The following is a 12,781-nucleotide window of genomic DNA, read 5'->3' on the forward strand; positions in this document are numbered from 1 at the left end:
CGGAACCTCGCCGCGAACGCAACCCCTCCGCGCCTCCGCGTCTCTGCGCGAAATCTACCCTGACTTCGTCGCGTCTCCGCGCCTTCGCGTGAAAATCAACCTTCCAACGTCACCGACATAGCCGCCCGATGCGACTGTCCCGGCGCGACCCGATTGATCCCCGGCTTGTCGAAGATGTCCCCAGCAAACCCTTCCGGGTCCGCGATCCCGTCCCAAGGCTCGATACAAACGAACGCAGCACCCGGCTTCGTCCAGATGCCAAGCTTCGGCATCCCCGGAAAATCGACCCGCAACTGCGGCCCGTCCTGCGCCCCATACCGCACCCAAGTGCTGGTAACCGGGTCATAAACCAGCGCATCATCCGCAAACAGTTCGTCGGTCAGCGGCAACACCCGGTCGACTGCCGGATCGGGCCGGCGTTCCGGTGCGATCGTCCCATTGGCCGCAATCGCCGCGATCGTGCCAACTTCCGCGTCCGAAAACACCATCCGGTGCGCCGCGCGGGACCGCCCATAGGGCAGCGGCCAGGCAAAGGCCGGATGAAACCCGATGCTCGCCGGCAGGTCGCGCTCCCCGCTATTGGTCACCGTCACCTCGCTGTGCAGCGTCGCCCCGTCCAGCCGATGTTCCACGTGGAGCATGAACGCGAACGGGTACACCTTCCGCGTTTCCGCATCGTCGACCAGCTCGAACCGCACCGACGTATCGGTTTGCGCAACCTTCGCGAACATCCGCCGCCGCGCAAAGCCATGCTTGGCAAGGTGGTAGACTTCGCCATCGACATGATAGCGATCGTCCTGCACCGCGCCGATGATCGGGAACAGGATCGGCGCATGGCCGGTCCAGAACGCCGGATCGGCATTCGTCATCAGCTCGCGGCCGTCTGCATCCTTGATCGACTGCAGCTCTGCGCCCAGCGGTTCGACCGCGACGGTCAGCGTGCCGTTGGTGAGCGTCACGGTCATGCGCGCAGGCTCCCGCCCACCTTCTTCGCCGCCGCGACGATCTTGTCCGAAATCGCCTTCAGCTCGACATCGGTGAAGCTCTTGGCCCCCGGCTGCAGCGTGACCTCGATCGCCAGGCTCTTGTGCCCCGGCTCGACGCCCTGTCCGGCAAAGACGTCGAACAGCCGGGCGTCGACGATCGCCGCCTTGTCCGCGCCGCGCACCGCGCGCACCAGCTGGTCGCCGGTCACGTCCTCGGCCACCAGGAACGCGAAGTCGCGCGTCACCGCCTGCAACGCCGGCGGCGCATAGGCCGCGCGCATGAAGCCGCTCCCCCGCTTGGCCGGCAGCGCGTCGAGATAGATCTCCGCCGCGACCACGCCGCCGCCCAGGTCGAACGCCTTGGCAGTGGACGGGTGCAGCACGCCGAAGCTCGCCAGCACCGTCTTCGGCCCCAGCCGCAGCGTCGCCGACTGCCCCGGATGGAACACGTCGCCAGCACCGTCCATGACCTGCAGATTGCCGACCGGCGCACCTGCCGCCTCCAGCAGCGCCAGCACCTCGGCCTTGGCATCGAACGCGTCGAAGCCCTGCGCCTTGCCCCCGCGCCAGCCACGTGCGCTACGCTCACCCGACAGTACGATGCCCAATGTCGCCCGCTCACCCTCGGCCAGATAGCGCCGACCGATCTCGAACAGCCGCACGCTCGACTGGCCCCGTTTCGCATTGCGCGCGGCGGCGCTCAGCAATCCGGGCAGCAGCGACGGGCGCATCACGCGCATGTCGCTGGCGATCGGATTGACCACTTCCCACGCGCCGCCGCCGAACGGGGCAGCTTCGTCGTCGGCGATGAAGCTCCAGGTGATCGCCTCCGACAGCCCGCGCGCCGCCGCCGCGCGGCGCATCCGCCGCTCCAGCTTCTGTTCTGGCGTCGCGGTCGGCGTCGCCACGCCGGCGGGGCGGTCGAGCGGGGTGGACGGTACCTTGTCCAGCCCCTCGATCCGGATCACTTCCTCGACCAGATCGGCCACGCCCTCGACATCGCGCCGCCACGACGGGACCGTCACCTGCCAGCCATCGCCGACCGCGAAACCCAACCGTTCGAGAATCTCGCGCTGCCGGTCCTCGGCGACGTCCAGTCCGCCCAGCGTTGCGACGCGGCCCGGCTGGTGGGTGATGACGCGCGGCTCGGTCGGCGGGGTGCCCGCCTTCGTCACGCCACTGGCGGTCCCGCCGCACAGCCGCAGGACGTAATCGGTGGCGATGGCCAGCCCTTGGTCGAGGAACGCCGGATCGACGCCGCGTTCGAACCGGGTGCGCGCATCGCTGGTCAGCGCCAGCTTCTGCCCCGTCCGCGCGATGGCTTCGGGAGTGAAATAGGCGCATTCGATCAGCACGTCGGTGGTCGTCTCCGACACCCCCGAATGCTCGCCACCCATGATGCCGCCAATGTCATGCACCGCACCGGCATCGGCGATCACCGTCTCGCCGCCGTCCAGCGTATAGGACTTGCCGTTCAGCGCCATGACGCTCTCGCCCGGCGTCGCAGCCCGCGCGACCAGCCCGCCATCGAGCTTCGCCATGTCATAGACGTGCAGCGGCCGCCCGAGATCGAACATCACGTAATTGGTGATGTCGACCAGCGTCGAAATCGGCTTCTGCCCGATCGCGTTCAGCCGCCGCCGCATCCACTCCGGCGACTCGCCATTGGTCAGGCCGCGCACCGCCTGCGCATAAAAGGCCGGACAGCCCGCCGCATCCTCGACCCGCACGTCCGGCCCGTCGCCTTCGTCCGTCACGACCGGCACCGCGAGCGGCTTCAGGCTGCCATAGCCCGCCGCCGCCAGATCGCGCGCGACGCCGCGCACGCCCATGCAATCCTGCCGGTTGGGCGTGACGCTGATGTCGATGACCGGATCGTCCAGCCCGGCATAGGCGGGGAAGGGGGTGCCGACCGGCGCATCGGCGGGCAGCTCGATGATCCCGTCATGGTCCTCGCCCAGCTCCAGTTCGCGGGTCGAACACATCATGCCGTTGGATTCGACGCCGCGGATCGCGGCGACCTTCAGCACCAGGCCATTGGCCGGCACCGTCGCGCCCGGCATCCCGAACACGCCGACCAGCCCGGCCCGCGCATTGGGCGCGCCGCAGACGACCTGCAACGGGCCGTCGCCGGCATCGACCGACAGCACCTGCAGCTTGTCCGCCTGCGGATGCGGCTCGGCGCTCAACACACGCGCGACGCGGAAGGCGGACAGCTTCTCGCCCGGATTCTCGACGCCCTCGACCTCCAGCCCGATCGCGTTCAGCGCGCCGAGGATCGTGTCGAGCGAGGCATCGGTGTCGAGATGCTCGTGCAGCCAGCTCAGGGTGAACTTCATGCGCCTACTCCCCCCGACAGCGTGGGGACGTCCAGCGCCGCAAAGCCATAATGTTTCAACCAGCGCAGATCGCCGTCGAAGAACGGGCGCAGATCGTCCATGCCGTATTTCAGCATCGCCAGCCGGTCGACGCCGGTGCCGAACGCAAATCCCTGCCACTCATCCGGGTCCAGCCCGCACGCGGCGATGACCTTGGGATGGACCATGCCGCTGCCCAGCACTTCCATCCAGCCGCCATTGCCCTTGCTCGGATCGCCGCCGACCACGCGCCGACCCTTTTCGAGCGTATAGCCGATATCGACCTCCGCCGACGGTTCGGTGAACGGGAAATAGCTGGGGCGCAGGCGCAGTACGATGTCGTCGCGCTCGAAATACGCCTTCAGGAAGGTTTCCAGCGTCCATTTGAGATGCCCCATATGGATGCCCCGATCGATCACCAGTCCTTCGATCTGGTGGAACATCGGCGTGTGGGTCGCGTCGCTGTCGCTGCGATAGACCCGCCCCGGCGCGATGATGCGGATCGGGGGTTGCTGCGCCATCATCGTGCGGATCTGGACCGGCGATGTATGTGTGCGGAGGACGTAGCGTTCTGCAGCGCCGGTGGCGGAGCCACCGTCGTCGGACGGCGCTTCGGCGCCGCCGGCCGCGCTTGCGGTTTCCTCGCCCTGCGGGCTTCGGCGCTGCGCGTAGAACGTATCGTGCATCGCCCGCGCCGGATGCGTCTCCGGAATGTTGAGCGCGGTGAAATTGTGCCAGTCATCCTCAATCTCCGGCCCCGTCGCCACCGCGAACCCCAGATCGGCGAAGATTTCCGCCAGTTCGTCCATGACCTGGCTGACGGGATGCACCCCGCCCGGCGCGATCCGGTCGGCGGGCAGCGTCAGGTCGACGCGCTCGCCCGCCAGCTTGGCGGCCAGCGCGCGTGCCTCAAGGTCCGCCTTGCGCGCACCGATCGCCGTCGTGACGGCTTCGCGCAGCGCATGGATGCCCGGCGCGACGGTCTGGCGTTCCTCGGGCGACAGGCTGCCCAGCGTCTTCAGCAGGCCGGTCACCGCCCCCTGCTTGCCCAGCGCATGAACACGCACCGCCTCCAGCGCGTCGATCCCGGCAGAGGCATCGATGGCGGCGAGCAGGTCGGCACGCAATTGGTCGAGATCGGGGGTCACGGTCGCTCCGGTGGTCGGGATAGGCGACCGGCTTTATTGCGGAACGGCGGAGAAGCCTAGCCCCGAGGCGAGGTCGGACCAGTGGGGGTTGTCCCGCTCGACCAGATTCTGTTTCCAGTCACGGTTCCACTTCTTGATCCGCTTTTCCCGCTGGATGGCGGTCTCCATCGTTTCGTGGGGTTCGAACCAGACGAGGCGGTGGCAGTCGTGATCTGCAGTGAAGCCCGGAAAGGTGCCGGTGCGGTGTTGGTGCAGGCGCTGGATCAGATTGCTGGTGACGCCGGTGTAGATGGTGCCGTTGCGACGACTGGCGACGATGTACACGCAAGGTTCGAAGATGCGGTCCATGCCAATCCCATTCGTCGTTCCCGCGCAGGCGGGAACCCATATACGCTGACGATGCTAATAGAGCCGCGACGCCAGCGTCTATGGATTCCCGCCTTCGCGGGAATGACGAACCTTGAGCACAAAAAAACGCCGGCGGGTCACCCCACCGGCGTCTTCCATCCCTCAAACAGGAGCCGTTCGCTTACGCGGCGGCCTGTTCCGGCAGGGCGGCCTTCGCCTGCGCGACGATCGCCTTGAAGGCGGCTTCCTCGTGCATCGCGATGTCGGCCAGGACCTTCCGGTCGAGTTCGATGCCGGCCAGCTTGCAGCCGTGCATGAACTGCGAATAGGTGATGCCTTCCGCGCGGACACCGGCGTTGATGCGCTGGATCCACAGACCACGGAAGGTCCGCTTCTTAACCTTGCGGTCGCGATAAGCGTACTGACCGGCCTTTTCGACGGCCTGGCGAGCGATGCGGATCGTGTTCTTGCGACGGCCATAATAGCCCTTCGCCTGATCCAAAATACGCTTGTGCTTCGCCTTGGTGGTCGTGCCGCGCTTGATACGTGCCATTGCTCAGTACTCCTTAACGAAGGCCGTAAGGCGCCCACGCCTTGATGTGAGCCACATCGGCGTCGGCCAGGACCGAGGTCCCGCGGTTCTGACGGATATACTTCGCGTTGTGCGAAATCAGGCGGTGGCGCTTGCCGGCGACGCCGTGCTTCACCTTGCCGGTGGCGGTGAACTTGAAGCGCTTCTTCACGCCGCTCTTGGTCTTGAGCTTGGGCATTTTGGTCTCCTCAAATATCACGACGTGCGGATTGCCGCGGCAGCCCCAGATGGCCGGGCGAATCCCGAAAGGTCGTGGAAAGAGCGCGCCCCTAACCCGTCGGCACGCAAAACGCAACCGCCGGAACTCGTTTCGCCCCCGAACGCTGTGGAGCCAATGGCCGAAGTTTCCCCGACGACCGGCGCTCCCGACGCCCCCCGCCGCCGCGACTGGCGGCGGATCGCGATTCGGACGCTGATCGGGATCGTCGCGGCGATCTTCTTGGCGTGGGCGATCCTGTTCGTCACCAAGGGCCGGTTTCTCAAAGGAACGTTCGAACGCATCGCCTCGTCGCAGAGCGGCCGGACGGTGCGGGTCGCGGGCGACTTCCAATTCTACTTCAATCCCATCGACCTGAAATTCCTTGCCGAGGGGCTGTCGGTATCGAACCCCGACTGGGCCGGCGGCGGCAATCTGTTCGAGGCGAAGAAGCTCGACAGCTCGACCGCGACGCTGACCTTCCTCTTCGGTCGCCGCCGGGTAAACTGGCTCGAACTGGATGGTGCGCGGGCCGACCTGCATTGGGACGCCGCGCGCAAGCGCAACACCTGGACCTTCGGCGATCCGGGCAAGCCGGGCAAGAAGCTCGAACTGCCGGTCGTGCGCAGCGGTATTTTCCGCGACACCCGGATTCGCTACCGCGACCCGCAATTCCTGCTCGACGGGACTTTCGACCTCGACACGACGATCAGCGAGGGCACCCGCTTCGCCAGCGCGATCAACGCCACCGGGCGCGGGACGGTGCGCGGCCGTCCGTTCCGCCTGACCGGGCAACTCCAATCGCCCAACGCGACGATTCGCGGCGGCGAGAACCAGCTGACCGCCCGCATCGAGGTCGCCCGATCGGTTGCGATCCTCGCCGGAACCTTGCCCGGTCCGACCCAGCTCGACGGATCGAACCTCGCCGTCCGGCTGCGCGGGGCGAACCTCGCCGATGTCTTCGCGACGCTGGGCATCATCACCCCCGACACCCGCACCTATCGCCTGACCGGGCGGATGACCAAGGACGGCCCGGACTGGAAGTTCAGCCGGCTAAAGGGCGTGTTCGGCGATAGCGACCTTGCCGGCAGCCTCACCGTCACCCAGCGCGAGCCGCGCCTGCTGCTGACCGCTGATCTCACCTCACGCACGCTCGATATCGTCGATATGTCGGCGTTCGTCGGCTACGACCTCGAACGGATCGAGAAACAGGGCGCGGCAGGCGCGATCGTCCGCGAAGGCGGCGCCCCCCGCCTGCTTCCCGATGCGAAGCTGAACGTCGAGGCACTGCGCAATTTCGACGCCAGGGTCCGCTACAAGGTCGGCAATGTCCGCGCGCGCAGCCTGCCGGTGTCGAATGTCGACCTGACGCTCGACCTGAACGACCGGCTGCTCAAACTCTCGCCGCTGACCTTCGCCATGGCGCGCGGCAATGTCGCGTCGGACATCGTCATCGATGCCCGCCGCCGCCCCGCCGTCACCGATTACGACATCCGCCTGTCGCCGACGCCGATGGGGCGGCTGCTCGCCGGCTGGGGCGTCGAGGAAGCGGGCACCACCGGCACCGTCAAGGCCCGTATCAAGCTGACCGGTACCGGCGATACCGTCCATGATTCGCTCGCCGCCTCCAACGGGCGCATCGCCGTCATCCTGCCCGCCGGCAGCTTCTGGACCCGCAATATCCAGCTGTCCGAACTCGATCTCGGCACGTTCGCGCAGAAGATGTTCGAGGGGAAGCTGAAGGAACCGGTGCGGATCAATTGCGGCCTGATCGGCTTCACCGTGCGCGGCGGAGTGGCGGCGGCGGACCCGATCCTGATCGATACGCAGAAGAACGTGATGATCGGCCGCGGCGGCTTCAGCTTCCGCAACGAGACGATCGATCTGGCTGTCCGTGCCGATTCAAAGAAATTCTCGCTGTTCGCCGGCCAGTCGCCGGTGGGCATCGGCGGCTATTTCGCAGCGCCGCGCTATTCGGTCGTCAGCCCCGAACTGTTGGGGAGAGCCGGGGCGGGGCTGGGGCTGGCAGTCGTCGCAAGCCCGCTGGCCGGGGTGCTGGCGTTCGTCGATCCGGGCGATGCCAAGGGCGCGGCCTGCGGTCCGGTCCTTGCCGGTGCCACCGCGCGGGCGCAGCGCACCACCAAGGGCGAGGCGCGCGACGATGTCGGTCGCGGGACGACGGCCAAGGCGGAGGATGGTCGCTCGAACCGGGGCGAGCGCAAGGAGCAGCGGAAGAAGTTTCTCGGGATTTTTTGAATCACGCGAAGGCGCGAAGACGCGGAGGGCGATTAAGGTAGATTTCGCGCAGAGACGCGGAGGCGCAGAGTAGTTGCGTTCGCGGTTAGGTCTGCCGCGACAGCGGCTTTCGATCGTCTTTGCATCAAAAACTATCGTCTCCCGAACGCGGCCGGTTACCCCAGAGAGAACCTCTCTCTGCGCTTCCGCGTCTCTGCGCGAAATCTACCTAAAACTCCCTCTCCGCGTCTTCGCGCCTTCGCGTGAAAATCAAAGAATCCCCGGAAACGCCCCGCCATCGATCAACAGGCTCTGCCCAGTGATGAAGCCGGCCTTGTCCGAACACAGGAAGGCGCAGGCCGCGCCGAATTCGGCCGGATCGCCGATCCGCTTCGCCGGGATCGATTCCGCCCGCTTCGCCTTTTCTTGCGCAGGCGTGGTGCCGTTCTTCTTCGCCGCTGCTTCCGTCATCGACGCGATGCGTGCCGTATCGAACGATCCGGGCAGCAGCCCGTTGATCGTGACGTTCGATCCCGCCACCTGCCGCGCGATCCCGGCGACGAATCCGGTCAGCCCGGCGCGCGCGCCGCTCGACAGGTCGAGGCCGGGCAGCGGCATCTTGACCGACCCCGAGGTGATGTTGACCACCCGGCCGAACCCCCGCTCGACCATGCCCGGCAATACCGCCTGGATCAGCAGGGCAGGGGTCACGAAATTCGCCTCGACCCCGGCGCGAATGCCGTCGGCCTCCAGTTCGGTATAGGGTTTGAGCGGCGGGCCGCCATTGTTGTTGACCAGGATGTCGGGGTCCGGACAGGCGGCGAGCAGGGCAGCGCGGCCTTCGTCAGTGGAAAGATCGCCGACCACCTCGGTTACGCTCACCCCGGTTTCCGCCCGGATCGCCGCCGCCGTCGCAGCCAGTTTCGCCACATCGCGCCCGTTGACGACGACATCGACTCCCGCCCGCGCCAGTTCCAGCGCGCACGCGCGACCCAGCCCTGCGCTCGATGCGCACACGATCGCCTTGCGGCCGGCAATTCCCAGGTCCATCGCGTCCGTCCTTATTTCTTGAGCCGCCATCCGGTGCGGAAGATCACGGTGATGACCGTGACACAGATCAGCAGGAACCCCAGCGTCGCGCCGAGGCTCGCCGCCACCGACACATCGCCCGTCCCGAAGAAGGTCCAGCGGAACCCGCTGATGAGATAGACGATCGGATTGAACAGGCTGATCGTCCGCCACACGCCGGGCAGCATGTCGATCGAATAGAATGCCCCGCCTAGGAAGGTCAGCGGGGTGACGACCAGCAGCGGGATGACCTGCAACTGTTCGAACCCCTTCGCCCATAGCCCGAGGATGAAGCCGAACAGGCAGAAGGTGACCGCCACGAGCAGCAGATAGCATAGCGCCCACAAGGGGTGCGCGACGCTCACATCGACGAACAGATGGGCGGTGGCAAAGATCACCAGCGCCACGATCACCGACTTGCTCGCCGCCGCGCCGACATAGCCGACCAGCGTCTCCAGCGTGGAAACGGGGGCGGAGAGCAGTTCGTAGATCGTGCCCGACCATTTGGGCATGAAGATGCCGAAGCTGGCGTTGAAGATGCTCTCGGTCAGCATCGTCAGCATCATGAGGCCCGGCACGATGAACGCGCCATAGGGCACGCCCGACACCTCGTTCATCCGGCTGCCGATCGCGGTGCCGAACACCACGAAATAGAGCGAGGTGGTGATGACCGGCGTCATCAGCGAGGTCCAGATCGTCCGCCCGAACCGCGCCAGTTCGAAGCGATAGATCGCCAGCACGCCATGCCAGTTGAAGGTCATGCCCGGCTCTCCTGTTCGTGGACCAGCCCGACGAAAATGTCCTCGAGGCTCGACTGTTTCGTCGCGATATCCTTCCACGCGATGCCGGCCTCGTCGGCGGCACGCAGCAGCGCGCGCACGCCGTTGTCCTCTGCCTTGGCGTCGAAGGCGAAGGTCAGTGCGTGACCGTCATCGGTCAGTTCGAGCGGCCAGTGCGCCAGCGCCGCCGGCACCTCGGTCAGCGGATCGGCCAGAGTCAGCGTCAGCGTCTTCTTGCCCAGCTTGCGCATCAGCGCCGCCTTTTCCTCGACCAGGATCAGCCGGCCCTTGGCGATCACGCCCACCCGGTCGGCCATTTCCTCGGCCTCCTCGATATAATGGGTGGTCAGGATGATGGTGACGCCGCGTTCGCGCAGTTCGTGGACCAGCCGCCACATGTCGCGGCGCAGTTCGACATCGACCCCGGCGGTCGGTTCGTCGAGGAACAGGATATCGGGTTCGTGGCTCAACGCCTTGGCGATCATCACCCGGCGCTTCATGCCGCCCGACAACTCGGTCATCTTCGCATCGCGCTTGTCCCACAAGGTCAGGTCGCGCAGCAGCTTTTCGATGAACGCCGGGTCGCCATGCCGCCCGAACAGCCGACGCGAAAAGGTGACGGTCGCCATCACGCTTTCGAACGCATCGGTCAGCAGTTCCTGCGGGACCAGCCCGATCCGCGTCCGCGTCTCGCGATAGTCGCGCACCGTGTCGAACCCGGCGGCGGTGATCGTCCCGGCACTGGCCGTCACGATGCCGCAGATGATGCTGATCAGCGTCGTCTTGCCCGCGCCGTTCGGCCCCAGCAGTGCGAAGATTTCGCCCTTCGCAATGTCGAGGTCGGTCGGCTGCAGCGCGACGGTGCCCGACTTGTACGTCTTGGCGATGCCCCGGATCGAAAGAATGGTTTCCATAAGAACGGCTTGTTCCACGCTTCGATGACCGGGGGAAGTCGCCTCAGGTCGAAGGCGCGGTTTTCGCCTTGCGCGCGTCGGCCACCGCCGTCTGCAGCGAGGGCAGTGTCTGCGCGCCGCTCAACACCTGGTCGCCCACGACCCAGGACGGCGTGCCGGTGAAACCGAGCGTGCCCGCCGTCTTCAGGTTGCGCTCGATCTCCGCCACGACCTGTGGCGACCGGATCGCGGCCTCGGCGGCAGCGATGTCCAGCCCGGCGGTCGTCGCTGCCTGGCGGATCGTGTCGGCATCCACCCGGCCGCTGGCGTAGAGCGCGTCGTGGAACGGCTTGAACTTGTTCTGGAGCGCGGCGGCCAGCGCCCATTCGGCAGCCGTGCGGCTGTCGGGCGACAGGATCGGCAACTCGCGATAGACGATGCGGACATTGGGGTCGCTCGCGATCAGGCCGGTGATCGCCGGCAGGCTCGCGCGGCAGAAGCCGCAGGCATAGTCGAGATAGGCGACGACGCTGACATCGCCCCTGGGATTGCCGGCGATCGCGCCGGGGAACGGCTCGACGATGGCGTCGCGATTGGCCGCGACGGCCTTGCCCGATTCCTTCGCCTGCAACCGGCGCATCGCCTCCGGCAGGATTTCGGGATTGGCGAGGATATAGTCGCGCACCACCGTTTCGGTCGCCGCGCGGTCGCCGGTGCCGGCATGGCGGCCGGCGACGATCGCACCGCCCGCGCCCGCAGCCGCGGCGGCGGCCAGCATGGCGATATTTCCGATTCTACCCATCATTCCCCCCGACGCCGACGCTGGCGGCGTTCTTCCTCGAACGCCGTCTGCGACGTCATCTGTATGTCCTGCGCGCGGATCCAGTCGCGCGATCCCTGCGGCAACAGCGCCATCGCCCGCCGCGCGCTGGCGAGCGCCATGCCGGTATCGCCGGCCAGCGAGGCATATTCGGCCATCGCCAGCGCCACCCGCGCCGGATCGCCGCGCCGTTCGTACAGGATGCTCAACTGGTACCAGGCGAACGGATTCTGGTTGTCGCGCGCGATCGCCTGTTTCAACACCCGCTCGGCCTCGTCGAGCAGCGCCGGGTCCTCGGCGGCGATCAGCGCGTGGCCGAAGGTCGCGGCGATCAGCGGCGACGACCGCGTGCGCTCGGTCGCCTCGCGCAGCGCCGACAGCGCTTCCTTCGGCTTGCCCGATTCGAGCAGGATCTGCCCTTCGAGTTCGAGGAAATAGGGGTCGTCGGGCGCCGCCTTCACCAGCGCCAGCGTCTCCGCCGCCGCCTGCTCCGGATATCCCGATTTGTGATAGGCATAGGCGCGGGCATAATGGGCATAGACGCTCTGGTCGCTCGCCGGATAGCGGCGCAGCGTGTCCTTGGGATCGCTGACATAGCCGCGCAGCTTGGCCTGCACCCGCTTGAACCGGGTTTCCAGCGCCTGGTCGGTCGGTGCCTTGAACGATGGCGACGCCTGCACGTCCTGCGTCAGGTTCGCTATCCGCTCGCCGGTCAGCGGGTGGGTGCGCTGGTACCCGTTGTCCTGCGGGATCGCGAGGCGATATTCCATGTTCTGGAGCTTCTTGAAGAAGTCCAGCATCCCCTGTCCCGAGATGTTGGCGCCGCGCAGGAACCGGGCGCCCGCCGCATCGGCCGAGCTTTCCTGCGTGCGGCTGAACGCCAGATAGCTGCCCATCGCCGCCTGTTGCCCGGCCGCCAGGATACCCGCGCCCGCCTCGCCCGCGCCGGCCGCCATCGCCGCGACGCCCAGCAACAGGCTGAGCACGGTGATGCCGGTCGCCGGGGCCATGCCGCGCCCGGCGAGGGGAACATGCCCGCCGACGATATGGCCGATTTCGTGCGCGACGACGCCCTGCACCTCGTTCGCGTCGTCGGCGGCGTCGATCAGGCCGCTATGGATATAGACCGTCTGCCCGCCCGCGACGAAGGCGTTGATCGACTTGTCCTGCAACAGCACGACATTGAAGTTGCGCGGGTCCAGCCCGGCCGCGACCGCGATCGGGCGCGACATGTCGGTCAGCAGCGCCTCCGTCTCGGCATCGCGCAGCATCGACTGGGCGGCGGCGGGCTGGGTGAACAGGAGGATGGCGGCGACGATGCCGCCCAGCGCGCGCTTCATGGGGTTCCTTATCGGCCAT

The 12,781-nt window shown here is 66.9% G+C and carries 12 protein-coding genes; 1 reads left to right on the forward strand and 11 read right to left on the reverse strand.

Going from position 1 to position 12,781, the window contains the following annotated elements:
* Nucleotides 1-95: 95 nt before the first annotated feature.
* The 6 genes from MF609_RS03665 to rpmI form a co-directional block, all read right to left on the reverse strand.
* Nucleotides 96-965, reverse strand: a complete 870-nt coding sequence (locus MF609_RS03665; protein ID WP_242414938.1) for an aldose 1-epimerase family protein — start codon at nt 963-965, stop codon at nt 96-98.
* Nucleotides 962-3,325 carry a phenylalanine--tRNA ligase subunit beta gene (gene pheT / locus MF609_RS03670; RefSeq protein ID WP_242414939.1) on the reverse strand — a complete coding sequence of 788 codons (2,364 nt, stop codon included), beginning with the start codon at nt 3,323-3,325 and terminating at the stop codon, nt 962-964. Before pheT ends, MF609_RS03665 begins: the two co-directional genes overlap by 4 nt.
* Nucleotides 3,322-4,491 carry a phenylalanine--tRNA ligase subunit alpha gene (gene pheS, locus MF609_RS03675; protein ID WP_242414940.1) on the reverse strand — a complete coding sequence of 390 codons (1,170 nt, stop codon included), beginning with the start codon at nt 4,489-4,491 and terminating at the stop codon, nt 3,322-3,324. The genes pheT and pheS overlap by 4 nt, the downstream gene beginning before the upstream one ends.
* A gap of 33 nt (nt 4,492-4,524) precedes the next feature.
* Complete coding sequence (locus MF609_RS03680; protein ID WP_242414941.1) at nt 4,525-4,839, reverse strand: GIY-YIG nuclease family protein; 315 nt, start codon at nt 4,837-4,839, stop codon at nt 4,525-4,527.
* 181 nt (nt 4,840-5,020) lie between these two features.
* Nucleotides 5,021-5,392: a 50S ribosomal protein L20 gene (gene rplT / locus MF609_RS03685; protein WP_055757215.1), complete on the reverse strand. Its 372-nt coding sequence runs from the start codon at nt 5,390-5,392 to the stop codon at nt 5,021-5,023.
* A gap of 13 nt (nt 5,393-5,405) precedes the next feature.
* Entirely contained in the window at nt 5,406-5,609 is a 204-nt protein-coding gene (gene rpmI, locus MF609_RS03690; RefSeq protein WP_056457646.1) for a 50S ribosomal protein L35, read from the reverse strand.
* A 156-nt stretch (nt 5,610-5,765) separates the two neighbouring features.
* Between rpmI and MF609_RS03695 the strand changes: the two genes are divergently transcribed.
* Nucleotides 5,766-7,883 carry an AsmA family protein gene (locus MF609_RS03695; protein WP_242414942.1) on the forward strand — a complete coding sequence of 706 codons (2,118 nt, stop codon included), beginning with the start codon at nt 5,766-5,768 and terminating at the stop codon, nt 7,881-7,883.
* Nucleotides 7,884-8,132: 249 nt separating this feature from the next.
* Here the strand turns inward: MF609_RS03695 and MF609_RS03700 are convergent, their stop codons facing one another.
* Genes MF609_RS03700 through MF609_RS03720 form a run of 5 tightly spaced genes read right to left on the reverse strand, consistent with a single transcriptional unit; the run spans nt 8,133 to nt 12,762 of the window.
* Nucleotides 8,133-8,912: an SDR family oxidoreductase gene (locus tag MF609_RS03700; RefSeq protein WP_242414943.1), complete on the reverse strand. Its 780-nt coding sequence runs from the start codon at nt 8,910-8,912 to the stop codon at nt 8,133-8,135.
* Between the two features lie 11 nt (nt 8,913-8,923).
* Nucleotides 8,924-9,691: an ABC transporter permease gene (locus MF609_RS03705; protein ID WP_242414944.1), complete on the reverse strand. Its 768-nt coding sequence runs from the start codon at nt 9,689-9,691 to the stop codon at nt 8,924-8,926.
* Nucleotides 9,688-10,623: an ABC transporter ATP-binding protein gene (locus MF609_RS03710; RefSeq protein ID WP_242414945.1), complete on the reverse strand. Its 936-nt coding sequence runs from the start codon at nt 10,621-10,623 to the stop codon at nt 9,688-9,690. Before MF609_RS03710 ends, MF609_RS03705 begins: the two co-directional genes overlap by 4 nt.
* A gap of 43 nt (nt 10,624-10,666) precedes the next feature.
* Entirely contained in the window at nt 10,667-11,404 is a 738-nt protein-coding gene (locus MF609_RS03715) for a DsbA family protein (RefSeq protein ID WP_242414946.1), read from the reverse strand.
* The gene (locus MF609_RS03720; protein ID WP_242414947.1) at nt 11,404-12,762 is read right to left on the reverse strand and encodes a M48 family metalloprotease; all 1,359 of its coding nucleotides are present in this window, start codon (nt 12,760-12,762) and stop codon (nt 11,404-11,406) included. Before MF609_RS03720 ends, MF609_RS03715 begins: the two co-directional genes overlap by 1 nt.
* Nucleotides 12,763-12,781 lie beyond the last annotated feature (19 nt).

This window comes from Sphingomonas panni, assembly GCF_022664435.1.
Lineage (GTDB): Bacteria > Pseudomonadota > Alphaproteobacteria > Sphingomonadales > Sphingomonadaceae > Sphingomonas > Sphingomonas panni.